24 protein-coding genes are annotated in these 25,820 nt (G+C 51.1%); 2 read left to right on the top strand and 22 right to left on the bottom strand.

The window, feature by feature from the left end; all coding sequences use genetic code 11:
* Window positions 1–9 precede the first annotated feature (9 nt).
* From tolQ to sdhC, 14 genes are all read right to left on the bottom strand, one after another.
* Window positions 10–696, bottom strand: coding sequence for a Tol-Pal system protein TolQ (gene tolQ / locus LVQ76_RS16900; protein ID WP_074391983.1), 687 nt, complete (start codon window positions 694–696; stop codon window positions 10–12).
* Window positions 693–1,097 (bottom strand): tol-pal system-associated acyl-CoA thioesterase, encoded by a 405-nt coding sequence (gene ybgC, locus LVQ76_RS16905; RefSeq protein WP_034458754.1) that lies wholly within the window; start codon window positions 1,095–1,097, stop codon window positions 693–695. Before ybgC ends, tolQ begins: the two co-directional genes overlap by 4 nt.
* A gap of 147 nt (window positions 1,098–1,244) precedes the next feature.
* Window positions 1,245–1,538, bottom strand: a complete 294-nt coding sequence (gene ybgE / locus LVQ76_RS16910; RefSeq protein ID WP_151995327.1) for a cyd operon protein YbgE — start codon at window positions 1,536–1,538, stop codon at window positions 1,245–1,247.
* Window positions 1,538–1,651: a cytochrome bd-I oxidase subunit CydX gene (gene cydX / locus LVQ76_RS16915; protein ID WP_064512614.1), complete on the bottom strand. Its 114-nt coding sequence runs from the start codon at window positions 1,649–1,651 to the stop codon at window positions 1,538–1,540. Before cydX ends, ybgE begins: the two co-directional genes overlap by 1 nt.
* Window positions 1,652–1,665: 14 nt before the next feature.
* On the bottom strand, window positions 1,666–2,805 hold the full coding sequence (cydB, locus tag LVQ76_RS16920) for a cytochrome d ubiquinol oxidase subunit II (RefSeq protein WP_232904395.1): 1,140 nt from the start codon (window positions 2,803–2,805) through the stop codon (window positions 1,666–1,668).
* 15 nt (window positions 2,806–2,820) lie between these two features.
* The gene (cydA, locus tag LVQ76_RS16925) at window positions 2,821–4,389 is read right to left on the bottom strand and encodes a cytochrome ubiquinol oxidase subunit I (RefSeq protein ID WP_151995325.1); all 1,569 of its coding nucleotides are present in this window, start codon (window positions 4,387–4,389) and stop codon (window positions 2,821–2,823) included.
* A gap of 1,037 nt (window positions 4,390–5,426) precedes the next feature.
* Entirely contained in the window at window positions 5,427–6,299 is an 873-nt protein-coding gene (gene sucD, locus LVQ76_RS16930) for a succinate--CoA ligase subunit alpha (RefSeq protein ID WP_034458762.1), read from the bottom strand.
* Window positions 6,299–7,465, bottom strand: coding sequence for an ADP-forming succinate--CoA ligase subunit beta (gene sucC / locus LVQ76_RS16935; protein WP_034458764.1), 1,167 nt, complete (start codon window positions 7,463–7,465; stop codon window positions 6,299–6,301). The genes sucD and sucC overlap by 1 nt, the downstream gene beginning before the upstream one ends.
* A 107-nt stretch (window positions 7,466–7,572) precedes the next feature.
* Entirely contained in the window at window positions 7,573–8,799 is a 1,227-nt protein-coding gene (odhB, locus tag LVQ76_RS16940) for a 2-oxoglutarate dehydrogenase complex dihydrolipoyllysine-residue succinyltransferase (RefSeq protein WP_151995324.1), read from the bottom strand.
* A gap of 14 nt (window positions 8,800–8,813) precedes the next feature.
* Window positions 8,814–11,621 carry a 2-oxoglutarate dehydrogenase E1 component gene (gene sucA, locus LVQ76_RS16945; protein ID WP_151995323.1) on the bottom strand — a complete coding sequence of 936 codons (2,808 nt, stop codon included), beginning with the start codon at window positions 11,619–11,621 and terminating at the stop codon, window positions 8,814–8,816.
* A gap of 215 nt (window positions 11,622–11,836) precedes the next feature.
* Entirely contained in the window at window positions 11,837–12,553 is a 717-nt protein-coding gene (locus LVQ76_RS16950; RefSeq protein ID WP_034458770.1) for a succinate dehydrogenase iron-sulfur subunit, read from the bottom strand.
* 15 nt (window positions 12,554–12,568) lie between these two features.
* Complete coding sequence (gene sdhA / locus LVQ76_RS16955) at window positions 12,569–14,335, bottom strand: succinate dehydrogenase flavoprotein subunit (protein ID WP_120066214.1); 1,767 nt, start codon at window positions 14,333–14,335, stop codon at window positions 12,569–12,571.
* On the bottom strand, window positions 14,335–14,682 hold the full coding sequence (gene sdhD / locus LVQ76_RS16960; protein ID WP_034458774.1) for a succinate dehydrogenase membrane anchor subunit: 348 nt from the start codon (window positions 14,680–14,682) through the stop codon (window positions 14,335–14,337). The genes sdhA and sdhD overlap by 1 nt, the downstream gene beginning before the upstream one ends.
* Window positions 14,676–15,080, bottom strand: a complete 405-nt coding sequence (gene sdhC / locus LVQ76_RS16965) for a succinate dehydrogenase cytochrome b556 subunit (protein ID WP_064512637.1) — start codon at window positions 15,078–15,080, stop codon at window positions 14,676–14,678. The genes sdhD and sdhC overlap by 7 nt, the downstream gene beginning before the upstream one ends.
* Before the next feature lie 279 nt (window positions 15,081–15,359).
* Between sdhC and LVQ76_RS22475 the strand changes: the two genes are divergently transcribed.
* Window positions 15,360–15,518: a hypothetical protein gene (locus LVQ76_RS22475; protein ID WP_502258295.1), complete on the top strand. Its 159-nt coding sequence runs from the start codon at window positions 15,360–15,362 to the stop codon at window positions 15,516–15,518.
* Window positions 15,519–15,855: 337 nt separating this feature from the next.
* Window positions 15,856–17,142: a citrate synthase gene (locus LVQ76_RS16970; protein ID WP_064512639.1), complete on the top strand. Its 1,287-nt coding sequence runs from the start codon at window positions 15,856–15,858 to the stop codon at window positions 17,140–17,142.
* A gap of 55 nt (window positions 17,143–17,197) precedes the next feature.
* On the opposite strand, the gene LVQ76_RS16975 is transcribed toward LVQ76_RS16970, so the two are convergent.
* The 8 genes from LVQ76_RS16975 to nuoM form a co-directional block, all read right to left on the bottom strand.
* Complete coding sequence (locus LVQ76_RS16975; protein ID WP_232922099.1) at window positions 17,198–17,926, bottom strand: ribonuclease E domain-containing protein; 729 nt, start codon at window positions 17,924–17,926, stop codon at window positions 17,198–17,200.
* A gap of 92 nt (window positions 17,927–18,018) precedes the next feature.
* A complete protein-coding gene (gene nei / locus LVQ76_RS16980) occupies window positions 18,019–18,810 on the bottom strand; it encodes an endonuclease VIII (protein WP_232922100.1) in 792 nt (263 codons plus the stop codon).
* A 17-nt stretch (window positions 18,811–18,827) separates the two neighbouring features.
* Entirely contained in the window at window positions 18,828–19,760 is a 933-nt protein-coding gene (gene pxpC, locus LVQ76_RS16985) for a 5-oxoprolinase subunit PxpC (RefSeq protein WP_134185173.1), read from the bottom strand.
* Window positions 19,754–20,410 carry a 5-oxoprolinase subunit PxpB gene (gene pxpB / locus LVQ76_RS16990; RefSeq protein ID WP_232904399.1) on the bottom strand — a complete coding sequence of 219 codons (657 nt, stop codon included), beginning with the start codon at window positions 20,408–20,410 and terminating at the stop codon, window positions 19,754–19,756. Before pxpB ends, pxpC begins: the two co-directional genes overlap by 7 nt.
* 20 nt (window positions 20,411–20,430) lie before the next feature.
* Window positions 20,431–21,174 (bottom strand): type 2 GTP cyclohydrolase I, encoded by a 744-nt coding sequence (locus LVQ76_RS16995; RefSeq protein WP_232867015.1) that lies wholly within the window; start codon window positions 21,172–21,174, stop codon window positions 20,431–20,433.
* Complete coding sequence (gene phrB / locus LVQ76_RS17000) at window positions 21,164–22,600, bottom strand: deoxyribodipyrimidine photo-lyase (protein WP_232922101.1); 1,437 nt, start codon at window positions 22,598–22,600, stop codon at window positions 21,164–21,166. Before phrB ends, LVQ76_RS16995 begins: the two co-directional genes overlap by 11 nt.
* Before the next feature lie 110 nt (window positions 22,601–22,710).
* A complete protein-coding gene (gene nuoN / locus LVQ76_RS17005; protein WP_232904401.1) occupies window positions 22,711–24,168 on the bottom strand; it encodes an NADH-quinone oxidoreductase subunit NuoN in 1,458 nt (485 codons plus the stop codon).
* A gap of 6 nt (window positions 24,169–24,174) precedes the next feature.
* On the bottom strand, window positions 24,175–25,704 hold the full coding sequence (gene nuoM / locus LVQ76_RS17010; protein WP_064512657.1) for an NADH-quinone oxidoreductase subunit M: 1,530 nt from the start codon (window positions 25,702–25,704) through the stop codon (window positions 24,175–24,177).
* Between the last annotated feature and the right edge of the window lie 116 nt (window positions 25,705–25,820).

A 25,820-nucleotide genomic window follows, 5' to 3' on the forward strand; every position in this document is an offset into this window, starting at 1 on the left:
ACTTACCCCTTACTGCTTATCGCTGCTGGTAAAAGCCTGACGGTGCAGGATAGCCGTGAACTCTTCCATGAAGTTGTCGTAATTCAATTCCAGTTTGTTCACACGTTGGTTCAGGCGGTTATACGCCATAACCGCAGGGATTGCAGCGAACAGGCCGATTGCAGTTGCAATCAGTGCTTCTGCAATACCTGGAGCAACCATCTGCAATGTCGCTTGTTTCACCGCACCGAGTGCGATAAAGGCGTGCATGATCCCCCAAACCGTACCAAACAGACCAATATACGGGCTGATGGAACCCACAGTTCCGAGGAAAGGAATATGAGTTTCTAGCGTTTCCAACTCACGACTCATGGAAATACGCATGGCGCGAGATGCCCCTTCAACGACTGCTTCAGGTGCGTGCGTATTAGCACGATGCAGTCGGGCAAACTCTTTAAAACCTGAATAGAAAATTTGTTCAGAGCCAGCAAGACTGTCACGGCGGCCCTGGCTTTCTTGATAGAGACGGGACAATTCAATGCCCGACCAGAACTTATCTTCAAAAGCTTCTGCTTCACGAGTAGCAGCATTGAGGATTCGCGTTCGCTGAATAATGATTGCCCATGATGCAATGGAAAAACCAATCAAAATCAACATGATAAATTTGACCAGAAGGCTTGCCTTCAGGAACAAATCAAGGATATTCATGTCAGTCACTGCTTGAACTCCGCGACAATAGACTTGGGAAGCGCACGAGGCTTCATTAGGTGTGGATCAACACAGACGATCAGGACCTCAGCTTCGTTGAGTACCTGATTATCGGCATTGACGATTCGCTGTGTAAATACCATAGAGGTACCACGCATCGATGTAATTTCACTTTGGATTTCGAGTAAATCGTCGAGTCGGGCAGGCGCCAAATAATCCACAGTCATTCTGCGGACAACAAAGGCGACGCGCTCTGCCAACAAATCTTGCTGGCTAAAATGGTGATGGCGCAACATTTCAGTGCGTGCTCTTTCATAGAAAGCAACATAACTGGCGTGGTATACCACACCACCGGCGTCAGTGTCTTCGTAATAGACACGAACCGGCCATCGAAACAGCGTTGTACTCACAATACATCCCGGTAATGCAATTTAACGTTGCTACTATACGCAAGAGGATGGGGGTTGGGAATGGGTAGCATTAAACGTTAGGTAAATATTTATGGGCTTGTTAAAGCCCATAAATATTAAGTGAAATGCGCTGAGGTTAAAGAAGCATCAGAAGAAGAAAATAGCCAGTCCTGCCAGCAAGACTAATTGTGCGGGTAATGGGCTAAAAATCCCCTGCCACAGCACTTTACGAGGGCGAAAACCCACGCCATGAATCACGCCGGTGCATACAGCCCACATCAGCAAAAAACCATGCCAGATTTCAAGACTACTGGTTTTCGCCGCAAAGCGGGACGGGTCCCAAAATATACACACGGCAAGAACTAATGCCATTATCAAGGAAAGAGCCCTTAAAGGGCTCTTATCCATTACCGCATAAAGCTTCGCGATAATTGCTTCCATCAAATTTCTTCTTTACCGGCTTTAGCAGCTTCAACATGCTCAAGTGCCAGGGCGGTAATGATGCCAAAAGCACAGGCAAGAAGCGTCCCCAGAATCCATGCAAAGTACCACATAATCAGCTCCTTACTTAGTACAGAGAGTGGGTGTTGCTTTCGATATGCTCTTTGGTGATTCGACCGAACATTTTCCAGTAACACCAGGTGGTGTAGATAAGAATGATCGGTACAAATACCGCAGCAACATAGGTCATCACATTCAGAGTTAACTGGCTGGATGTTGCATCCCACATGGTGAGGCTAGCGTTCAACATGGTGCTCGAAGGCATCACGAACGGGAACATCGCCACACCGGCAGTCAGAATGACACAAGCCAGAGTCAGTGAGGAGAACACGAATGCCATCGCGCCTTTCTCAAGACGAGACATCAGCACAGTCAACAGTGGCAGAATCACACCCAGAGCAGGGATGAGCCATAGAATCGGCATATTATTGAAGTTCACCATCCAGGCACCAGCCTGACGAGCGACTTCTTTAGTCAGCGGATTCGATGCTGCATGGTGGTTCAGCTCTGAAGTCACAGCGTAACCATCAATGCCGTAAATCACCCAAACACCAGCAAGTGCGAAGCACACCATCATCACCAGCGCTGAAATTTGCGCAGCGGCTTTAGCACGCAGATGCAGTTCACCCACAGTACGCATTTGCAGGTAAGTTGCACCCTGAGCAAGGATCATGGAAACGCTCACGACACCAGCCAACAGGCCAAACGGGTTCAGCAACTGGAAGAAGTTACCGGTGTAGTACAGACGCAGATACTCATCAACGTGGAACGGCACGCCTTGCAGCAAGTTGCCGAACGCCACACCGATAACCAACGGCGGCACAAAACTACCAATGAAAATGCCCCAGTCCCACATGCCACGCCAGCGCATGTCTTCAATCTTCGAACGGTAGTCAAAACCTACCGGACGGAAGAATAATGAAGCCAGTACCAGAATCATTGCCACATAGAAACCAGAGAACGCAGCTGCATAAACCATCGGCCAGGCAGCGAACAATGCGCCACCAGCAGTGATGAGCCATACCTGGTTACCATCCCAGTGAGGGGCGATGGAGTTCACCATAATGCGGCGTTCAACGTCAGATTTGCCAATGATGCGAGACAACATGCCCACACCCATGTCAAAGCCGTCGGTGACTGCAAAACCAATCAGCAGAATGCCAACCAGCAGCCACCAGATAAAACGCAATACTTCATAATCGATCATTTGACGACTCCTGTCTTAGCGTGCCGGCTGAGAGGTCACATTGGACTGCTCAAAGTGATAGCGACCTGTTTTCAGACTGCTCGGCCCAAGGCGAGCAAATTTGAACATCAGGAACAGTTCCGCCACCATAAACAGCGTGTAAAGGCCGCAAATCAGTACCATGGAGAAGATCAGATCGCCCACGGTCAGAGAGGAGTTAGCAACCGCAGTTGGCAATACCTCACCAACAGCCCATGGTTGACGACCGTATTCAGCAACAAACCAACCAGATTCAATCGCAATCCACGGCAACGGGATACCATAGAGCGCCGCACGCAACAGCCATTTTTTCGAGCCGATTGCATTACGCGTCACAGTCCAGAACGAAGCCGCGATGATGAACAGCATCAGGAAGCCACAGCCAACCATGATACGGAATGCAAAGTACAGCGGAGCTACACGAGGAATAGAATCCTTAGTTGCTTTCTGAATCTGCTCTTCCGTCGCGTCAGAGACGTTCGGGGTATAGCGTTTGAGCAGCAAACCATAACCCAGGTCTTTCTTGACTGACTCAAAGTTATCGCGAACAGCCTGGTCTTTAGAACCTGCACGTAACTGTTCCAGAAGGCTATAAGCCTTCATACCGTTACGAATACGCTCTTCGTGTTGCACCATCAGGTCTTTCAGACCAATAACTTGCTTATCCACAGAGCGGGTGGCGATGATGCCAAGCGCGTATGGGATCTGAATCGCATAGCTATTTTCCTGCTTGTCCTGGTCCGGGATACCAAACAGCGTAAATGATGCTGGAGCCGGTTGAGTTTCCCACTCAGCTTCAATAGCAGCCAATTTGGTTTTCTGCACGTCACCCATTTCGTAACCGGATTCATCACCCAGCACGATTACAGACAGGATTGCCGCCATACCGAAGCTTGCAGCGATTGCAAAAGAACGCTTCGCAAATGCAACGTCACGGCCTTTAAGCAAGTAGTAAGAGCTCACACCGAGGATGAACATCGCACCACATACGTAACCAGACGCTACGGTGTGAACGAATTTCACCTGCGCAACCGGGTTAAGGACCAGCTCGGAGAAACTGACCATCTCCATACGCATGGTTTCGAAGTTGAAGTCGGAAGCAATCGGGTTCTGCATCCAGCCGTTTGCGACCAGAATCCACAGTGCTGAAAGGTTGGAGCCAAGTGCCACCAGCCAGGTTACCGCCATGTGCTGAACTTTGCCCAGACGATCCCAACCGAAGAAGAACAGACCTACAAAGGTGGATTCAAGGAAGAATGCCATCAGGCCTTCGATGGCCAGTGGGGCACCAAAAATATCACCCACGTAGTGTGAATAGTAAGACCAGTTTGTACCGAACTGGAACTCCATGGTTAAACCGGTAGCCACGCCCAAAGCAAAGTTGATACCAAACAACTTGCCCCAGAACTTGGTCATATCTTTATAAATTTGCTTACCTGACAGAACGTACACTGTTTCCATGATGGCCAACAAGAACGCCATACCGAGCGTTAGTGGCACAAAAAGAAAGTGGTACATCGCGGTCAAGGCAAACTGTAAGCGCGACAGTTCGACAATATCCAACATCTTGACTCCTTGCTCTTCGCATGAAGACTTCGACCGTGGCCAACCGTAAGGAAAACCACAACGCATGCCCTAATACAAAAACATTAGCTTCCAGACTTCATCCCTTCGTCATTTTATTTGCATGTAACGAAGAAAGATGAAAGGTTACAAACACGTTAATAAAAACCAAAAATAATCCGCAAATATATTACCCTGCAATTTCCCTACAATAAATAGGTAATTGCTTAGTGTTATTTACGTTTCTCGACAGTGATCAATTTATAGCGAAAATGTCCCTTAACAGCCAGTTTGATCTGCAACAATTTACGCTGTTTTGCATACTACTAGCCAGTTTTAGATATTGATCTGGCGCAATTTATTCCCTGATTGTTAATTTAGTTTCCCACTTAAATTAATAGTAAATTTGATGTTAATGACATGTTTTTAAGATATCACTAAGGTTAATGGGAAAATGATATCCATAAACAAAAACTATTTATTGCAGATAAGTTAAAAAATAAATTCCGAACGTTAACAGCGATGGTTTTTTATCTTCACGCGCTATTTTGATCAGGCTGTTTCTTTTCTTACCTAAAATTAACAATTGATTTACTTTTAATGTTTCATTATTTAACAAGGCGCTGTTTTTGATAAGGTTAGTATTCAGTAGTGTAGTTCTTAAAAACATAAACTACTTAAAAACCCCAACCTTAAAAAACGGTAAGATTCCGCTCCGTTAGCCATTACCAGATACGATTCTGACGGCATGTGAGAGCAGAAAGGTTTGGCCCCCCTCCCCTTGCCGATTGTTGTTACAGTGAATTTTCATCCATTGTCACTTTTTGATATTCTACACACCAGTAATCATGCTCCAGTAGCGATGATAGAAGTCGAAGTGAGAGGCTTTCGGCTTTTTAAGCTGCTCAGGCAGCCAAATCACTCAAGGGGCCATAAATGGCTGTTTGGGAAATACTGTCATCGATGACCACAAATTTTGGCCATAAAAAAGGCCGCTCATTGAGCGGCCAACCATGTCGAACAATTATTATTAGTTCTGCTTACTGAGGCAAAATAGCTTTCAGTGCGTCACCGATATCAGCCAGGCTGCGAACGGTTTTCACGCCTGCGGCTTCCAGCGCTGCGAATTTCTCGTCCGCAGTCCCTTTACCACCCGCGATGATGGCGCCAGCGTGGCCCATACGCTTGCCTTTCGGCGCAGTGACACCTGCGATGTAACCAACAACTGGCTTGGTGACATGCTCTTTAATGTACGCGGCTGCTTCTTCTTCAGCGCTACCGCCGATCTCACCGATCATCACGATAGCTTCAGTCTTCGGATCTTCCTGGAACATCTTCAGGATATCGATGAAGTTAGAGCCAGGGATCGGGTCACCGCCGATGCCTACACAAGTAGACTGGCCAAGACCGATATCAGTGGTCTGTTTGACCGCTTCATACGTCAGCGTACCAGAGCGAGAAACGATACCCACTTTGCCTGGCAGATGAATATGACCCGGCATAATGCCGATTTTGCACTCGCCAGGGGTGATAACGCCCGGGCAGTTTGGCCCAATCATGCGCACGCCAGCTTCGTCCAGTTTCACTTTCACAGTCAGCATATCCAGCGTCGGGATGCCTTCGGTGATGGTGATAATCAGCTTAATGCCTGCGTCGATTGCTTCCAGAATGGAGTCTTTGCAGAACGGTGCCGGAACGTAGATTACAGATGCGGTCGCACCAGTTGCTTCTACTGCTTCACGCACAGTGTTAAACACTGGCAGGCCGAGGTGCTCAGTGCCGCCTTTGCCTGGCGTAACACCGCCAACCATTTGCGTACCGTATGCAATCGCCTGCTCGGAGTGGAAAGTCCCCTGGCTGCCGGTAAAGCCCTGGCAAATAACCTTGGTATTTTTATCGATCAAAATGGACATTATTTCCCCTCCACGGCAGCAACAACCTGCTGCGCTGCGTCCGTCAGACTTTTCGCTGCAATAATATTCAGGCCACTATCAGCCAGTTTCTTCGCACCCAGTTCCGCGTTGTTACCTTCCAGACGTACTACCACTGGAACGTTAACACCCACTTCGGCAACCGCACCGATGATACCGTCTGCGATCAGGTCGCAACGCACGATACCGCCGAAGATGTTCACCAGAACCGCTTTCACTTTGTCGTCAGACAGAATGATTTTGAATGCTTCGGTTACGCGTTCTTTCGTTGCGCCGCCACCAACGTCCAGGAAGTTTGCTGGTTCGCCGCCGTGCAGTTTAACGATGTCCATGGTGCCCATTGCCAGGCCCGCACCGTTAACCATGCAACCGATGTTGCCATCCAGGGCAACGTAGTTCAGTTCCCACTGTGCAGCCTGAGATTCACGTGCATCTTCCTGGCTTGGGTCACGCATTTCGCGCAGCTCTGGCTGGCGGAACAGCGCGTTGCCGTCAGCACCCAGTTTGCCATCAAGGCACACCAGGTCACCCTGCTTAGTGATAACCAGCGGGTTGATTTCGATAAGTGCCAGGTCGCGCTCAAGGAAGATGTTCGCCAGACCCATAAAGATCTTGGTGAACTGCTGAACTTGTTTACCTTCCAGACCCAGTTTGAAAGCCAGTTCACGGCCCTGGTAAGGCATTGGGCCTGCCAGCGGATCCAGTGCAACTTTGTGGATCAGGTGCGGGGTTTCTTCCGCAACTTTCTCAATTTCAACGCCACCTTCGGTAGACGCCATAAACACTACGCGACGGGAGCTACGATCAACCACCGCGCCAAGATACAGTTCTTTATCAATGTCAGTCGCAGCTTCAACCAGAATCTGGTGAACCGGCTGACCATTTGCGTCTGTTTGGTAGGTAACCAGGCGTTTGCCCAGCCAGTGTTCAGCAAAAGCACGGATGTCTTCTTTGCTGTTAACCACTTTCACGCCGCCCGCTTTACCGCGGCCACCAGCATGAACCTGACATTTCACCACCCACGGACCTGCACCAATTTTTGATGCCGCTTCTTCCGCTTCACGCGGTGTATTACAGGCGTAACCGACTGGAGCCGGCAGGCCATATCGAGCAAACAACTGTTTCGCCTGATACTCGTGTAAGTTCATGAGTTCTATCATCCTTCAGGGTAATCGTTATAAACCTGTAGGCCGGTGCGCTATTCATGCCAGATGGCGCGCAGCTTTCGGCCTACAGTGCAGGTGATGCTTTAAAACTAAACGTCCAGCAGCAAACGAGTCGGATCTTCGAGCAATTCTTTGATTGCTACCAGATAACCCACTGACTCACGGCCATCGATCAAACGGTGATCGTAAGACAGCGCCAGATACATCATCGGCAGGATCTCAACTTTACCGTCAACCGCCATCGGGCGATCTTTGATAGCGTGCATACCGAGGATCGCGCTCTGCGGCGGGTTGATGATCGGCGTAGACATCAGGGAACCGAACACACCACCGTTGGTGATGGTGAAGTTACCGCCAGTCAAATCTTCAACGGTCAGTTTGCCGTCACGACCTTTCACTGCCAGCTCTTTGATGCGTTTTTCGATGTCAGCCATACCCAGGGTATCAACATCACGCAGTACCGGAGTCACCAGACCACGTGGAGTTGAAACCGCGATGCTAACGTCGAAGTAGTTGTGGTAAACCACGTCTTCGCCGTCGATAGAAGCATTCACTTCCGGATAGCGTTTCAGCGCTTCAACCACCGCTTTGATGTAGAAGGACATAAAGCCCAGACGCACACCGTGGCGTTTTTCGAAAGAGTCACCGTACTGCTTACGCAGATCCATGATTGGCTTCATGTTCACTTCGTTAAACGTGGTGAGCATGGCGGTAGAGTTTTTCGCCTCCAGCAGACGCTCAGCAACGCGTTTGCGCAGGCGAGTCATTGGAACGCGTTTCTCGCTACGGCCAGCAATTGGTGCAACCGGAGCTTTAGTTTCAACAGCCGCTTTAGCTGCCGCAGGTTGAGCCGCTTTCGCCTGGGTCAGATGCTTATCAACATCTTCACGGGTGATACGGCCACCGACGCCGCTGCCTTTAATGGCGTTAGCATCCAGAGAATGCTCTGCAATCAGGCGGCGAATAGCCGGGCTGAGTGCGTCATTGCTCTGCTCTTCCAAAGAAGCCTGCTGGCGCTGTGCCGGGGTAGACTCTTTGCTTTCTGTTTTCGCAGAAGTCTCTTTACCGGCGCTGTTACCTTCACGCAGGCGGCCCAAAATTTGACGAGAAGTTACGGTTGTACCTTCATCTTCCAGTACAGCATCCAGAACACCATCTGCAGACGCCGGTACTTCCAGTACCACTTTGTCAGTTTCGATTTCCACCAGCACTTCGTCACGGGTAACGGTGTCACCCGGTTTTTTATGCCAGGTAGCAACGGTTGCATCGGCAACGGACTCAGGCAGGTCAGGAACTAGAATATCTACGCTACTCATTTTTTATCCTTTAATTAATCGACGTTCAGCGCGTCATTAACCAGATCTTGCTGCTGCTTCTGGTGAACGGACAAGTACCCTACCGCAGGTGATGCGGAGGCTGGGCGACCTGCGTAACGCAGACCTGATCCAAATGGAACTACTTCACGGAAATGGTGCTGGCTGCAGTACCAGGCGCCCTGGTTAAGCGGCTCTTCCTGGCACCAGACAAAATCATGTACGTGAGCAAATGGTTTCAACACTTCCTGCATCGCCTGATGCGGGAATGGATATAACTGTTCGATGCGCACAATTGCCACATCTTTCTGGCCGTTCTTACGACGCTGTTCCAGCAAATCGTAATAAACCTTACCAGAACACATTACCACGCGTTTCACGCCAGCAGGATCCAGCTCGTCAACTTCGCCGATTGCAGGCAAGAAGGTGCCGTTAGCCAGTTCATCCATAGTGGAAACCGCCAGTGGGTGACGCAGTAAAGATTTCGGGGACATAACTACCAGCGGACGGCGCATACCGCGCAGCGCCTGACGACGCAGCATGTGGTAAACCTGTGCTGGAGTCGAAGGCACGCAAACCTGCATGTTCTGTTCCGCACACAGCTGGAGATAACGCTCCAGACGTGCAGAGGAGTGCTCAGGGCCCTGGCCTTCGTAACCGTGTGGCAGCAACATCACCAGGCCACACATACGGCCCCACTTCTGCTCGCCGGAACTGATGAACTGGTCAATCACAACCTGAGCGCCATTAGCGAAGTCGCCGAACTGGGCTTCCCAGATGGTCAGTGTACGAGGTTCCGCAGTGGCATAACCGTATTCGAACGCCAGCACCGCTTCTTCAGACAGCACGGAGTCCCAGACTTTGAACTCGCCCTGGCTGTTGTGAACGTGTTGCAGCGGTGTGTAAGTCGAACCGTTAGTCTGGTTGTGAATAACGGCGTGACGGTGGAAGAACGTACCACGGCCCACGTCTTCACCGGACAAACGTACAGAAACGCCTTCATCGACCAGTGTGGCGTACGCCAGGTTTTCAGCAGCACCCCAGTCGAATTTCTTCGCGCCATTCGCCATTTCCATACGGTCACTGTAGATTTTCGCTACACGTGACTGCATCTCAACGGTTTCTGGTGCGCTGCTAATACGCTTAGCCAATTCCTGCAAACGCTTCATTTCTACCTTGTTCGGATAGCTCTCATCCCACTCGTGGTTGAGGTATGGCGACCAGGTAAATGAATGCATGTTCATCGGGCGATATTCTTCCACCACACACTCGCCAGCATCCAGCGCGTCACGGTAGAGATTCACCATTTCGGTGGCATCTTCAAGCGTCGCCAGCTTTTGCTGCTCCAGACGGTCTGCGTAGATTTTACGCGGCGTCGGGTGTTTCTTAATTTTCTGGTACATCACTGGCTGAGTTGCGCTTGGCTCATCAGCTTCGTTGTGACCATGGCGACGGTAGCAAACCAGGTCGATAAACACGTCGCGCTTAAAAGTGTTACGGAAATCCAGTGCCAGACGGGTAACAAACGCCACCGCTTCCGGGTCATCCGCATTCACGTGGAAAATCGGTGCCATCACCATCTTACCGATATCGGTACAGTACGGCGTGGAGCGCGCATCCAGAGGGTTGGAGGTGGTGAAACCAATCTGGTTGTTGATGACGATGCGAACGGTACCGCCCACTTCGTAACCACGCGCTTTAGACATGTTCAGGGTTTCCTGAACCACGCCCTGCCCGGCTACCGCTGCGTCACCGTGAATGGTGATAGGCAGAACCTGGTTGCTACCTGGTTTGTCTAAACGATCCAGACGTGCACGCACAGAACCAATAACCACCGGGCTTACAATTTCAAGGTGCGACGGGTTAAACGCCAGCGCCAGGTGAACCAGACCGCCTTCGGTTTCCACGTCAGATGAGAAGCCCATGTGGTACTTCACATCACCAGTGCCGAGATGTTCTTTATGCTTACCGGCGAACTCGTCGAACAGTTCCTGCGGTTTCTTGCCGAGTACGTTGATCAGTACGTTCAGGCGGCCACGGTGTGCCATGCCCAGAACCACTTCACGTGTGCCGCTCTTGCCCGCATGGCGGATCATCTCTTTGAGCATTGGCACCAGTGCATCACCACCTTCCAGCGAGAAGCGTTTCGCGCCTGGGAATTTCGCACCCAGGTAACGCTCAAGGCCTTCTGCTGCGGTCAGCTCGCTCAAGAAGCGTTTCTTTTCTTCAACGGTAAACGTTGAGTGCCCAACCACAGATTCAATGCGCTGCTGAATCCAGCGTTTCTCTTCAGTGTTGGTGATGTGCATATATTCCGCACCGATCGAACCGCCATACGTCTGCTTGAGCGCATCAATCAAGTCAGCAAGCTTCATGGTCTCTTTGCCGCTGGCAAAAGAACCTACATTGAAGGTTTCCTGAAGATCGGCATCAGTCAGATTGTGGAATGCGGGGTCAAGATCTGGAACCGCGTCCTGTTTCCACAAACCAAGTGGATCAAGGTTTGCAGCCTGATGCCCACGGAAACGCCAGGCGTTGATCAGCTGCAACACTTTGACTTGCTTGACGTCGGTGTCAGGGTCGGTGATTGCGGTGGAATAACGTGAGGCATCCTTCGCCAGACGACGGAAATAATCACGTGTTTTGGAATGGAATTGATCCGGTCTGGCCCCGGTTCCAGGTAATTGCTGGAACATTGAGCGCCAGTGCGCATCAACAGAGTCAGGATCGGTTAAGAAGTCTTCATAGAGCTGCTCTATCCAGGACTGGTTTGCACCTGCCAGGTAAGAGGAATCCAGCCAGGCTTTCATTTCGCCGTTCTGCATCGTGATCCCTTAAGCATTTTTATGCTTATTTCGCCGTGAATAACTATTACGTACAAAATACAGAAGTTGTACGCATTACCGGGGTTCACAACTACGAGCCTTTTTCCTTTCCAGGCGACTCGAGAAGGAACCTTTAAAAACTGTCGCAACAGGGCAGTTTTTAAAGGTTTCCTGCAATTTATTTCCCTCTCCCCTTAAGGAGAGGGAACGAAAAGCTAGGCACTCTTTTGCAGCAACATCGACTTAATGTGGCCGATGGCTTTCGTCGGGTTCAATCCCTTAGGACAAACACTGACGCAATTCATAATGCTATGGCAGCGGAATACGCTGAAAGCGTCACTCATACCATCAAGACGGCTTGCAGTTTCTGTATCACGGCTGTCAATCAGGAAGCGATACGCCGCCAGTAACCCTGCCGGGCCGATGAACTTGTCCGGGTTCCACCAGAACGACGGGCAAGAGGTCGAGCAACACGCGCACAGAATGCACTCGTACAAACCATCCAACTTCTCACGCTGCTCGGGAGACTGTAAATGCTCACGAGCCGGTGGATTTTGCCCATTATTCAACAGGTAAGGCTTAATCTTCTCATATTGGGCATAGAATTGCCCCATGTCCACAACCAGATCGCGCACAACCGGTAATCCTGGCAGTGGACGGATGACAATCTTCTGCTTTCCGTTACCCAATGCTGAGATTGGCGTGATACAAGCCAGGCCATTCTTGCCATTCATATTCACACCATCAGAGCCACAAACCCCTTCACGGCACGAGCGACGGAACGACAGCGTTGGGTCTTTTTCTTTCAGTTGCATCAGCGCGTCAAGCAACATCATGTCGCGCCCTTCTTCCCCTTCCAGGGTGTACTCCTGCATACGCGGAGCATCGTCAACATCCGGGTTGTAGCGATAAATAGAGAATTCGAGTTTCATCACTTTGCTCCGCTATTAATAAGAACGCACTTTCGGCGGGAATGCCGGACGCAGTTTCGGCTGCATGTTCACCTCACGGCGCGTCATGCTTTCCGACTCAGGCAGATACAGGCTGTGGCACAGCCAGTTTGCATCGTCACGTTCCGGATAGTCGAAGCGGCTATGCGCGCCACGGCTTTCGGTGCGGAAGTTAGCGGAAACAGCAGTCGCGTAAGCGGTTTCCATCAGGTTATCAAGCTCGAGGCACTCAACACGCTGGGTGTTGAACTCGCTTGAAGTGTCATCCAGACGAGCGTTTTTCAGGCGTTCGCGGATTTGCTTCAGCTGCTCAAGGCCTTTGGCCATCGCATCACCTTCGCGGAATACCGAGAAGTTGTGCTGCATACATTCTTGAAGCGCTTTACGGATTTGTACTGGGTCTTCGCCGTTACGGTTGCCGTTCCAACGGTTCAGGCGCTCAAGTGCTGCATTAATTTCGTCTTCGGTTGCGTCACGCAGCTCGCCCTGTTCCTGGATAGACTCCAGCAGATGCATGCCCGCAGCGCGACCAAACACCACCAAATCCAGCAGCGAGTTACCGCCCAGGCGGTTGGCACCGTGAACCGATACGCAGGCGATTTCACCTACGGCAAACAGACCTGGAATCAGAACGTCTTCGCCCTGCTCGTTTACCGTCAGCGCTTGCCCGGTCACTTTGGTCGGAATACCGCCCATCATGTAGTGGCAAGTTGGGATAACTGGAATTGGCTCTTTAATCGGGTCAACGTGGGCAAAGGTACGAGACAGCTCAAGAATACCCGGCAGACGGGATTCCAGAACTTCTTTACCTAAGTGATCAAGTTTCAGTTTGGCGTGTGGACCCCATGGGCCATCACAACCACGACCTTCACGGATTTCAATCATGATGGAGCGAGCAACAACATCGCGTCCAGCAAGGTCTTTAGCGTTTGGTGCATAGCGCTCCATGAAACGCTCGCCATGTTTGTTCAGCAGATATCCGCCTTCACCACGACAACCTTCAGTGACCAGTACACCCGCGCCAGCAATGCCGGTTGGGTGGAACTGCCACATTTCCATATCTTGTACTGGCACGCCTGCACGCAACGCCATGCCAACACCGTCGCCGGTATTAATGTGCGCGTTAGTGGTGGACTGATAAATACGGCCTGCACCGCCGGTTGCCAGAATGGTGGCTTTCGCTTTGAAATAAACCACTTCGCCGGTTTCGATACACAGCGCGGTGGTACCCACCACGGCACCATCAGCATTTTTCACCAGATCAAGCGCATACCATTCGGAGAAGATCGTGGTTTTGTTTTTCAGGTTTTGCTGATAAAGCGTGTGCAGTAATGCGTGACCGGTACGGTCAGCCGCTGCCGCAGTACGTGCCGCTTGCTCGCCGCCGAAGTTTTTCGACTGACCGCCAAACGGACGCTGATAAATAGTGCCATCTTCAAGACGGGAGAACGGCAAACCCATATGCTCCAGTTCCAGAATCGCTTCCGGGCCGGTTTTGCACATATATTCAATGGCGTCCTGGTCACCGATATAGTCGGAACCTTTTACCGTGTCATACATATGCCATTCCCAGTTGTCTTCGTGGGTATTACCCAGCGCTACGGTAATGCCACCCTGCGCAGACACGGTATGGGAACGGGTTGGGAAAACTTTAGATAACAAGGCACAAGTCTGGCCGCCTTGTGAAATTTGCAGTGCGGCGCGCATACCTGCACCACCAGCACCGATCACGACTGCATCAAACTCTCTGACTGGTAAACTCATTACACACCCCACACCACAACGAATCCATAAATGACGTAAACCAGCAGTGCAACAACAATAACAAGTTGCAGGCCAAGACGAATCGCCACTGGTTTAACGTAGTCGGTCAACACCTGCCACATGCCAATCCAGGCATGGATCAAAATTGAGAACAATGTCAGCAGGGTGAACACTTTGGTGAAGGCGGAGCCGAAGAAACCACTCCAGACCTCGTAGGTTAAATCGCCGGTAACAGCGAAGAACCCGATCATATAAATGATGTACAGGGTGATGACGATGGCGGAGGCACGAACCAGAATATAGTCATGCACACCATTGCGACCTAATGCGGAGGCATTACTTACCATACGAGGACTCCTGCGAGAAGTGAAAGCACGACAGTAATAACAAATGAAATCATTGCGGATCGTTTGCCCGCTATCAGGGTTTCTTCCAGCAAACCGGTGTCCATCATGATGTGGCGGATGCCCACAACAACGTGATAAGCCAGTGCTGTGAGGATGCCCCACATAATGAATTTAACAAAGAAGCTACTCATTATTGCTGACGCAACAAGGAAGCCTTCTGGAGACGAGAGTGACTGGCCTAACAACCACAGTAGGATGCCTACAGCCACAAAGGTGATCACGCCGGATACACGATGGAGGATGGAAGCGATTGCAGTGACGGGGAACCTCATCGTTGTGAGATCGAGGTTTACAGGTCTTTGTTTTTTCGCATTTTTTATCATGAATAGCGCCCACATGCTGTTCTTATAGTTTCCTTCCTCCGGATCTGCAGGCGGGGTCAGACAGCGTGAACTTTCTATAACTGTGCGTCATGCAAAAACAGCTACATCCAGATGCCAAAAAGCTGGCTACAACGCTGGGTGGCGCCCGGTGGCAGGGTATTCCGGAGACCTGGCGGCAGTATAGGCGCTTCACAAATTCATTACAATTAACCTACATATAGTTTGAAGGGCTTTTGGTCTGAACAGTGAGCAGGATCACGATAACAACATTATTTTAAATTTTAATCATCTGATTTGACAAAAGTTAAACATTCTTGTTACAAACGATGCCAGAAAAGCCGTATAATTCGCAAAAGTTATAGGGTCAGCCTTTCACCTGAGAATAAGTTATGTAACAGTGTATCGGTATTGACCCAATCAATCAGGACCGTTATTAGTGGTACACAGATTTGAATGATATGGACTGCTAACACCCTGATTTGCTGTTTTTTCACCTGCGTGGCTCGTGTTACCTGCAAGCGCCCATTGCTCTGTACCCTGCGTTACACTGATATCAAAACAGAGCTGAGAGCCAAATAAAAAACTGGTATGCGTCACGGTTGGTTTGAATGTATTTCCTAAATAATTCGAGTGGCATCGAGGCGGCAACGCAGCGAATCCCCAGGAGCTTACATAAGTAAGTGACTGGGGTGAGCGAGGAAAGCCAACAAAGATGCAACTTGAAGTATGACGGGAATAGGCAAGTCGGGCATCCCGCAGTCTGATGAATAAGGCGCTAAGGAGACCGTAAATGTCTGATAAAAAAGCAACTCTCACCTATAACGGTGATGATGCTCTGGAACTGAATGTGCTAAAAGGCACTCTCGGTCAGGATGTAATTGATATCCGTAGTCTTGGTTCTAAAGGTGTATTTACTTTTGACCCGGGTTTTACCTCTACCGCATCATGCGAATCAAAAATCACCTTTATCGACGGTGATGAAGGCATCTTGCTGCACCGTGGTTTCCCGATCGATCAACTGGCAACACACTCCAATTATCTTGAAGTCTGCTATATCCTGCTGAACGGCGAAAAACCGACCCAGGAACAATACGAAGAATTTAAAACCACCGTCACCCGTCACACCATGATCCACGAACAAATCACACGTTTGTTCCACGGTTTCCGTCGTGACTCCCACCCGATGGCTGTGATGTGTGGTGTGACCGGTGCACTGGCGGCGTTTTATCATGACTCCATGGACGTGAATAACCCACGCCACCGTGAGATTGCCGCGTTCCGACTGTTGTCCAAAATGCCAACCATGGCAGCCATGTGCTACAAATATTCAATAGGTCAACCGTTCGTTTATCCACGCAACGACCTGTCTTATGCCGGTAACTTCCTGAACATGATGTTCTCCACGCCGTGCGAGAAATACGAAGTTAACCCAATTCTGGAACGCGCAATGGACCGAATTCTGATCCTGCACGCAGACCACGAGCAAAACGCTTCCACATCAACCGTTCGTACTGCTGGCTCAAGTGGCGCTAACCCATTCGCGTGTATCGCAGCCGGTATCGCATCCCTGTGGGGACCTGCGCACGGTGGTGCTAACGAAGCAGCACTGAAGATGCTTGAAGAGATCAGCAGTGTTGAACACATTCCTGAATTCGTTCGTCGTGCGAAAGATAAGAATGACTCTTTCCGCCTGATGGGCTTTGGCCACCGTGTGTACAAAAACTACGACCCGCGTGCCACAGTAATGCGTGAAACCTGCCATGAAGTTCTCAAAGAGCTGAATCTGAAAGATAACAACCTGCTTGAAGTGGCGATGGAACTTGAGCATATCGCGCTTAACGACCCGTACTTCATCGAGAAAAAACTCTACCCGAACGTGGACTTCTACTCAGGCATCATCCTGAAAGCAATGGGTATTCCATCTTCCATGTTTACCGTTATCTTCGCGATGGCGCGTACTGTTGGCTGGATTGCACACTGGAATGAAATGCACGACGACGGCATTAAAATTGCCCGTCCACGTCAGTTGTATACTGGCTACGAACAGCGTGATTTCAAATCTGATTTGAAAAAATAAGTTCGTTTCTGGAAATTAAAGAACGCGCCGAAAGGCGCGTTTTTTTTGGTCAGCGTTATGCCTGTGGGTTATCCGTCAGATTGGTGATGTCCACGCCCTGCGGTGCCGATGTTTGCGTTTCGGTCTGCGACTGGGTTGTTGGCGTCAGTACGGTGACTTTCGGCGACTGAGTTTCCTGCGTCGTTGCTGGCGCGGCAGGTGTTGTCACTTGCGTCTGTTCAGTCGTGGCAGGTGGTGTAACCTGCGTCTGTTCGACCGTGGCAGGTGGTGTAACCTGCGTCTGTTCGACCGTGGCAGGTAGCGCAACCTGCGTTTGTTCAGTCGCGGCAGGCGCTTCAATTTGCTGTTGTATAACCGGAACAGATTCTACCGGAATCGTTTCTGACTTCGGTTTAGGAACCGGAGTTGACGCGCGGACGGTAAATGTCGGTTTACTATTCGCAATGGAATATGTCACGTGGCTGACAACATCGCTCGATGTCGATACTTCGACAGGCGATATGGTTACGCGACCAATTAACGTACGGGCATAGCCGCCGACTGTATGTTTGCCCTCTGGCAGTTGTAGCTCAAGACTCTTACCCGTCCCCAGCGCACCGGCATCCTTGCTATCCACGGTCACGTATATTGTGGTGCCATCGTCGGTTTTCGTTGGGATATGCGTCACGGTCACGCGCGAGGAGCCGAAATCGAAAGCCGATGTCGGATCATCGGTTTTCGATTTTGCGCATCCTGTCAGGACTAAAACGGCTGCCACAGCAGCCAGGGCGAAACGAGAACTCATAGTGCAACGTCTTCCTGTAAGGTTTTTTTGTGATCTGCGTCCCAATATACCCGATTTCTGCCCGGTGAGATAAACGCAATCTTCGCGATTATTTAATACTGGCAACCAGGGCACCAATAAAACGGCCTCGATGAAAGCATCGTTTTCTCGATTACCCCGCCGCAGCGCTCGCACTTCTCCCCTGCCCGATGAAAGACTTTGAAGCTAAAAATCGCCCCATGATGTCTGTTTTCATCCACATTTCCACGCGTCTTGTAGGAATGTCGCGGTATATCCAGCAGCGCGTGCGAAAGATTTTCGAGCTGTTCAGCCGTTAAATCCTGCGCTTTATGATGCGCCAGCAACCCCACCGCCCAGAGAATTTCAACGCGCAGATAATTTCCTAATCCTGCCAGAAACGCCTGATCCAGTAACAGCCCGCTGAACTGGCGCTTGCGAAATCTCGTCGACAACAAACGCTCTTTCACCTGCTCCGCGCTGAGAGTGAGATCCAGCACATCCGGGCCAACACGCAGCAAAAACGGGTGATTCGCCAGACCATCCGCGTCGAGCATTTCAATGTCCGAAGCGCTATAGAGCAAAATGGCTTTATCGGCTGTCTGCAATTTCACGCGCAAGACTCGCGTGGTTTCCGGCATTTCCCCGGTGTTAATCACGCGCCACACGCCATAAAGCTGGTTGTGGCTATAAAGGGTTAAACCGCCGGAAAAATGCGTCAACAGAGCTTTGCCGCGCGTTTCCATACGCTCGACTGTCTGGCCGACTAACGCCTGTTCAAACACTTTTAATTCAGGAAAGGCGAACCACGCCGCAGTTAATGATTTACCTAAAACGGCGGCTTCAAGTTTATCCGCCGCTCGCCTTATTTCTGGACCTTCTGGCATCTCTTTGCCCTTGAAAATTAGTCTTCGTTATTCAGCCGCCATGCCAGTTGCTCAAGATAGATTTGCTGCTCACGACGCGCTTTCAGGGCTTCTTCCAACGTGCATTGCACGAAATGAACCGGCTCCCCTAAGCGTAATTGCGCAAGATTAAACATGTCAGCTTCGATAACGCAGGCAATCCTTGGATATCCACCGGTCGTCTGCGCATCATTCATAAGCACAATAGGCTGCCCATTATGCGGCACCTGCACTACTCCCGGCAGTAGCCCATGCGACAACAACTCGCGATCGGTAGTGCGCTCAAGCCGCTGCCCCTGCATGCGATAACCCATGCGGTTACTTTGTGGGCTTAACTGCCACGGTAAACGCCAGAATGCATCTTGCGAAGTGTGTGTAAACTCCTGATATTCCGGGCCGGCCAGCGCACGAATGCGGTTCCCCCACAAGAGTTGCTTTACACCGCGCGACTCCCGGAACCGTCGAGTTGCCGGTAATAGCGGTATTTCATCGCCATCTTTGAGCAAACGCCCTTCGATCCCGCCAATTTGCGCTTTAAGATCGGTACTATAAGAACCCAGGATTTCCGGGACATCCAACCCACCGGCGACAGCAAGATAGCTACGCATCCCTCGTTCAGGCACTTTTAGCCTTAATTGCTGGCCCGCTTTCACCGGTAGCCGCCAGCCAGTCCAGACTGTACGTCCATCCAATTCAGCGTGGCTTCCTGCACCAGTCAACGCAAACCAGCCATCGCTGGTGAACTCAACAACGCAATGGCCTAGCGTGATTTCCAGCGCGGCACTATCGGGTGCATTACCCACCAGCAAATTAGCAATTTTCAACGCTGGAGTATCAAGAGCACCACAGCGGCTAACGCCCAACTGCCGATAACCAAAACGCCCTGCGTCTTGTATCGACATATGCATTCCAGCACGGATTATTTTCAGCACACGCCCTCCTTTTGAGGCACAAAGCGGACGGTATCTCCCGGAGCCAGTAGTGTTGGCACGTCATCAGCCGGATTGAAGAGTCTCACGGGCGTCTGGCCGATAAGCTGCCAGCCACCAGGCGTTGCCAGCGGATAAATACCTGTCTGGCTGCCGCCAATACCTACTGAGCCTGCAGGAACCATCAGGCGTGGCTCAGCTCGACGCGGCATAGAAAGAGTTGGAGCAAGGCCTGCAAGATAGGCAAAGCCCGGTTGAAAACCGAGAAAATAGACAATGTAATCAACGGATGAGTGCAGCTCCACAACCTGGCTTGCCGATAAGCCGCAATGCCCTGCGACTTCGGCTAAATCAGGGCCAAAACTGCCACCATAAATGACCGGAATTTCAATGCGGCGGGATTCAACCACCATGGCCTCGCTCTCTTCCCACCAGCGCTGGAGCCGCTCAATACCATCCAGCGCCAGGCTTTGCGGTTCACGTAGCACCACAGTGATGTTGTTCATCCCAGGAATAACTTCTGAAACAGCGGGAGATTCCAGTAGACGCTGGGTTAATCCCCAGATTCGTTGCTGGCTTTCCAGCGATAAAGGTGGTTCCAGTTCAAGAACTACTGCACTTTCGCCTAGCAGATAACACCGCGCTCTTTGCACTTTTACTCCTCGGTCTGACGTTATGCCGGGTTCGGAATATCGATAAAGGTTACTTCCAAATCTGTCTCACTATTCAGCCAATCACTTAATGCCTGAATACCGCCGCGCTCGGTGGCGTGATGCCCGGCCGCATAGAAATGTAGACCTTGTTCACGTGCAGAATGAATCGTCTGCTCTGAAACTTCACCAGTAATAAACGCATCAACGCCGAAACGAGCCGCGCTATCAATAAAACTTTGCCCGCCGCCCGTACACCAGGCGACACGGCGAATTTGTTCAGGACCAGTATCACCGCTCCAAAGCGGTGTACGACCAAGGCGCATCTCAATCCACGAAGCCAGCTCTACCCCCGAAAGCGGAGTTGGAAACTCCCCCCACGGCACCAGCGGCTCAACTTCTCCTTTGGTTTCAATCCCCAGCAACGCTCCAAGCTGCGCGTTATTACCGAGCTGTGGATGCGCATCAAGCGGTAAATGCCAGCCGTATAAATTGATGTCATTGCTGAGCAGCGCTTTCAGGCGATTGCGTTTCATCCCACGAATCACCGGCGACTCACCTTTCCAGAAATACCCGTGGTGAACAATCACCGCATCGGCCTGTTGGCGCACCGCTTCGTCAATCAGCGCCTGGCTTGCTGTCACACCGGTAACGATTTTGCGGACTTCTTCACGCCCTTCGACCTGCAAACCATTCGGCGCGTAATCGCTGATAGCAGCGCTGTTGAGTTTTTCGTTAATCAGGCGTTCCAGTTCGCTATTTTTCATTATCTTTCTCTTCAGATTTACGGGCCGCTTCATAAGCGGCGAGTGTCGCGATACGTGCTTGTTTATGGTCGACAATCGGGCGCGGATAGTCCAGTTCCAATTGTTGTTTGTCCGCCCAGACCCAAGGGGTATGGATGTATTTATCAGGTATATCACTCAATTCCGGCAGCCACTGGTGGATAAATTCACCTTTTCCATCGAATCGCTCGCCCTGGGTGGTTGGGTTAAAGATTCTAAAATAAGGTGCTGCATCAGTGCCGGTCGAGGCCGCCCATTGCCAGCCGCCATTGTTAGCAGCCAGGTCACCATCAATCAGTTGTGACATAAAGTAGCGTTCGCCGCATCGCCAGTCGATAAGCAGATCTTTTACCAGAAAACTGGCGACAACCATACGCAAGCGGTTGTGCATCCAGCCCGTGGTATTCAGTTGGCGCATTGCGGCATCGACAATCGGGAACCCCGTTTTCCCTTGCTGCCACGCGTCCAACAGCATTTCATCTTGTTGCCAGCACAGGTTGTCTGTCCATAGGATAAACGGCTGATGGCGGCAAAGTTTCGGATACGCCACCAGCAAATGACGATAGAACTCGCGCCAGATCAGCTCGTTTAACCACACGCTCCCGCTCCCACCGTCCAGTACCTGCGGATGTTCTTTCAATAATCGGTGCAAACACTGGCGCGGCGAAAGCACGCCAAGCGCCAGATACGGCGACAAACGGCTGGTGCCTTCGATAGCAGGGAAATCACGCTGTTCGGGATAATGTGCCGCAGGATGCTGGCAAAACTCACGTAATTTCGCAATAGCGGCCCGCTCGCCGATGGGAAACAGTGAGGAGTCGATTTCCGCACATGGATAATCAAACGGCTCTGTTGGCGTCACTGAAAGCGCCTCACCACGCGGTCGCGGAGCCACAACGCATTCGGGCAACCCTTCGCGCAGCCTTTTAATAAACGCTTTGCTGAACGGGGTGAACACTTTGTACATCTCGTGATTGCCAGTCATGAGGCTTCCGGGCGCCAGCAAAACGCTGTCATCAAAACCCTGGCAAATCACTTTTTTACCGAGGCCACGTTCAACCGCCAGATCGCGTTGGCGCTCATTCAGCTCGTATTGATAGTTGTAAAACAGTGCGTCGATATTTTCGCTTTCACAAAACTGCGCAAGGCACTCTATCGAAGCGGCAAAATCAGGCACTTGCCTGATACAAAGTTCGATGCCACGCTCCGCAAGTGACGCTTGTAACGCATTTAAATGACCATGAAGAAACTGCGCCTGGCGTGGCGCCATATCATGTTGTCGCCATTGTTCAGGTGTGGCAATAAACAGCCCCACCACGCGAGCGTTAGGGTCACGGCAGGCTGCCGCCAGCGCCAGATTGTCATGAATGCGTAAATCATTACGAAACCAGACCAGATGCGTGGCCATACAACTCCATTTTTATTTGCCGAAGCTAAAAGTGTACTTAAGTGTAGCAATTCATTGAAATAAAAAAGGCTACCGCGAAAGGTAGCCTTTTCATTTCATGCCAATACGGCTTACATCATCGGTGTTGCCATGCGCACCAGCGTAATCAGCGGCTGCGGGTAAACACCCAGCAACAACACCAGCACGGCGGAGATCAGAACCACTACACCGCCAGCTGTAAACGCCCAGTTAGTTGGCGCATCACGGCCTGGCTGTTGCGGTGCGTTCAGGTACAAACTCACCGTTACACGCAGGTAGTAGTACAAACCAATCGCACTACCCAGCACCACAGCACCGGTCAACCACCACAGGTGAGACTGCACACCTACCGCAATGATGTAGAACTTACCGATGAAGCCCAGCGTCATTGGAATACCAGCAAGCGACAACATCATCACCGTCATGACCGCAGACAAAATTGGCTTGTGCCAGAATAGGCCACGGTAGGAGTACAGCGAGTCTGCATCCGGGCCACGGTACGGGCTGGACATCAGGCTCACCACGCCGAATGCGCCGAGGCTGCTGAACAGATAACCTGCAAGATACACGCCGACCGCTTCCATCGACATGTTGCCGCTTTGCAGTGCAATCAACGCCACCATCAAATAACCAAGGTGTGAGATAGACGAGTAACCAAGCAGACGCTTGATATTGGTCTGGCTCAGCGCCATCAGGTTACCGAAGATAATGGAGACAAAGGCGATAATCCCCAGTACCACACGGACTGCTTCGCTATCGCCAACTGGCGCGTAGAGGAACAGACGCATCACCACACCAAAGATGGCGATTTTGCTGGCGGTAGCCAGGAAAGTGGAAACAGGGGCCGGTGCGCCCTGGTAAACATCAGGTGTCCACAAGTGGAATGGAACCAGTGACAGTTTAAAGCCAAGGCCAACAATCATCAGCCCCAAACCCGCAAGCAGCAGAGGCTCATGCAGCATGTTGTCTGCCAGGCTCTTACCGAGGCTAACAAACGACAGGTCGCCAGATTCCGCATACACCAGCGCCATACCGAACAGCAGGAATGAAGACGCTGCAGCAGACAAAATAGTGTATTTGATACTCGCTTCAAGCGACCTTTTCTGGCGGAAGGCGTAGCCAATCAAACCGAATAACGGCAGCGAGATCAGCTCAATACCCAGGAACAATGCTGCCAGGTGATTGGCGTTTGCCAGCAGAATACCGCCCAGTGCTGCAATCAACACCAGTAGGTAAAACTCTTCGCGGTTGTCGGTGTAACCCTGAAGCCACGGGTAAGCAAACGTACAAGTGGCAAGGCTCGCTAGCAGAACCAGTCCTGTGTAGAGCATCGCATAGCCGTCAACGCGCATCAGCGGCGTGACATCCATCGCGCCAGCCTGACCCACAAACCACAGTGAAACGAGTGCGGCGTTAAGGCCAATTACTGCCAGTGTTGCATTGACAAAATGGTCGCGTCGCCACGCTATGGAGAGCATCACAACCACCACCGTCAATCCGACGACGAGCAGCGGTAGCAGCGCGATCAATTGTTGAGGAGTTATAGTCATGGCGAATTACGGCCTTGTAGTTGGAATTGAACTGGTAAACCACTGCTGAATATTGCTCATCGCGGCATGCGAAGTATCCAGAATTGGCTGCGGGTAGAAGCCCAACAGGACTAACAACACCACCAGCAACAGGATGATAAAGAACTCACGCAGCGACATGCCTGCCAGTTGTTTATCACTGATTTCGCTTTTCGCTTTCCCGAAGTAAGCACGATGAATCATCGCCAGAGAATAAACTGAGGCAAAGACCAGACCGAAGGTCGAGATAATGGTAATCATTGGCACGACATGGTAGCTGCCGAACAGAATCATGAATTCGCCAACGAAGTTACCGGTGCCTGGCATACCCAGTGTTGCCACTGCAAAGAATAACGACAGACCTGGCAGCCATTTGATTTTATTCCACAGACCGCCCATCAGACGCATGTCACGAGTGTGCAAACGCTCGTAAATCTGACCACAGATGATGAACATACCGGCCGCAGAAAGGCCGTGAGCAATCATCTGAATCACCGCACCCTGATAAGCCAGTTGGCTGCCGGTATAAATGGCAATCAACACGAAGCCCATGTGGGAAACGGAAGTGTAAGCAATCAGACGTTTGATATCGGTTTGTGCGAAGGCCATCCACGCGCCGTAGAAGATACCGATGACACCCAGCCACATGGCAATCGGTGCAAATTCAGCAGACGCTTCCGGGAACAGTGGCAGTGCAAAACGCAACAGACCGTAGGCTGCGGTTTTCAGCAAGATACCTGCGAGGTCAACAGAACCTGCAGTTGGTGCCTGGGAGTGCGCATCCGGCAGCCAACCGTGCAATGGAACCACTGGCATTTTCACCGCAAACGCAATGAAGAAGCCCAACATCAGCAACCATTGAACGCTGCTGGACATTTCAGTGTGCAGCAATTGCTCGTAGTTAAACGTCCACACACCGGTTGAGTTGTAATGCACGAACACCAGGCCAAGAATCGCAATCAGCATCACCAGGCCGCTTGCCTGGGTATAAATGAAGAATTTGGTTGCAGCGGTGATACGCGTCTTCCCGTCGGAGGCTTTGTGGCCCCACAGTGCGATCAGGAAGTACATCGGCACCAACATCATTTCCCAGAAGAAGAAGAACAGGAACATGTCGATGGCAAGGAACACGCCGATAACGCCGCCGAGGATCCACATCAGGTTGAGGTGGAAGAAGCCCTGATATTTTTCGATTTCATTCCAGGAACAGAGTACCGCCAGCACACCGAGCAGACCGGTGAGCACTACCATCAGTAAAGATAAGCCGTCCAGCGCAAGGTGGATGGTTATCCCAAAGCGTGGGATCCACGGCAGGATAAATTCAGACTGCCACTGCGGCAAACCGGCGGATTGCGTCAGTGAATAGCCACCGGCTAACCACAGTTGCAGCGAGAGAGCCAGTGTCAGTCCCATCGTTACCAGCGCAATCCAACGTGGCACTTTTACGCCGAAGCGTTCAGTCTGCCAGCAGAAGAAGCCGCCAATGAAGGGAATCAATATCAGCCAGGGTAATAACATAGCTCAGTATGTTCCTTATCTTTGCTCCTGCTCAGGCTATCTTGCTCGCCATACTGAACCCCGGCTGTGCTCGCAATCCTCACGTACTTGAGTACGCTCCGGTTGCTACGCGCAGG

It is taken from the genome of Buttiauxella cochleicola, from assembly GCF_021283185.1.
GTDB lineage: Bacteria > Pseudomonadota > Gammaproteobacteria > Enterobacterales > Enterobacteriaceae > Buttiauxella > Buttiauxella massiliensis.

Bases quoted from the DNA above. Each gene is read 5' to 3' on its own strand.
- sdhD (WP_034458774.1), bottom strand. From the start codon at position 14,682: ATGGTAAGTAATGCCTCCGCATTAGGTCGCAATGGTGTGCATGACTAT.
- odhB (WP_151995324.1), bottom strand. From the start codon at position 8,799: ATGAGTAGCGTAGATATTCTAGTTCCTGACCTGCCTGAGTCCGTTGCC.
- nuoM (WP_064512657.1), bottom strand. From the start codon at position 25,704: ATGTTATTACCCTGGCTGATATTGATTCCCTTCATTGGCGGCTTCTTC.
- nuoN (WP_232904401.1), bottom strand. From the start codon at position 24,168: ATGACTATAACTCCTCAACAATTGATCGCGCTGCTACCGCTGCTCGTC.
- cydA (WP_151995325.1), bottom strand. From the start codon at position 4,389: ATGTTGGATATTGTCGAACTGTCGCGCTTACAGTTTGCCTTGACCGCG.
- sucA (WP_151995323.1), bottom strand. From the start codon at position 11,621: ATGCAGAACGGCGAAATGAAAGCCTGGCTGGATTCCTCTTACCTGGCA.
- LVQ76_RS16995 (WP_232867015.1), bottom strand. From the start codon at position 21,174: ATGAAAAATAGCGAACTGGAACGCCTGATTAACGAAAAACTCAACAGC.
- LVQ76_RS16975 (WP_232922099.1), bottom strand. From the start codon at position 17,926: ATGAGTTCTCGTTTCGCCCTGGCTGCTGTGGCAGCCGTTTTAGTCCTG.
- sucD (WP_034458762.1), bottom strand. From the start codon at position 6,299: ATGTCCATTTTGATCGATAAAAATACCAAGGTTATTTGCCAGGGCTTT.
- nei (WP_232922100.1), bottom strand. From the start codon at position 18,810: ATGCCAGAAGGTCCAGAAATAAGGCGAGCGGCGGATAAACTTGAAGCC.
- cydB (WP_232904395.1), bottom strand. From the start codon at position 2,805: ATGATCGATTATGAAGTATTGCGTTTTATCTGGTGGCTGCTGGTTGGC.
- sucC (WP_034458764.1), bottom strand. From the start codon at position 7,465: ATGAACTTACACGAGTATCAGGCGAAACAGTTGTTTGCTCGATATGGC.
- sdhC (WP_064512637.1), bottom strand. From the start codon at position 15,080: ATGTGGGCGCTATTCATGATAAAAAATGCGAAAAAACAAAGACCTGTA.
- LVQ76_RS16950 (WP_034458770.1), bottom strand. From the start codon at position 12,553: ATGAAACTCGAATTCTCTATTTATCGCTACAACCCGGATGTTGACGAT.
- sdhA (WP_120066214.1), bottom strand. From the start codon at position 14,335: ATGAGTTTACCAGTCAGAGAGTTTGATGCAGTCGTGATCGGTGCTGGT.
- ybgE (WP_151995327.1), bottom strand. From the start codon at position 1,538: ATGGAAGCAATTATCGCGAAGCTTTATGCGGTAATGGATAAGAGCCCT.
- cydX (WP_064512614.1), bottom strand. From the start codon at position 1,651: ATGTGGTACTTTGCATGGATTCTGGGGACGCTTCTTGCCTGTGCTTTT.
- phrB (WP_232922101.1), bottom strand. From the start codon at position 22,600: ATGGCCACGCATCTGGTCTGGTTTCGTAATGATTTACGCATTCATGAC.
- LVQ76_RS16970 (WP_064512639.1), top strand. From the start codon at position 15,856: ATGTCTGATAAAAAAGCAACTCTCACCTATAACGGTGATGATGCTCTG.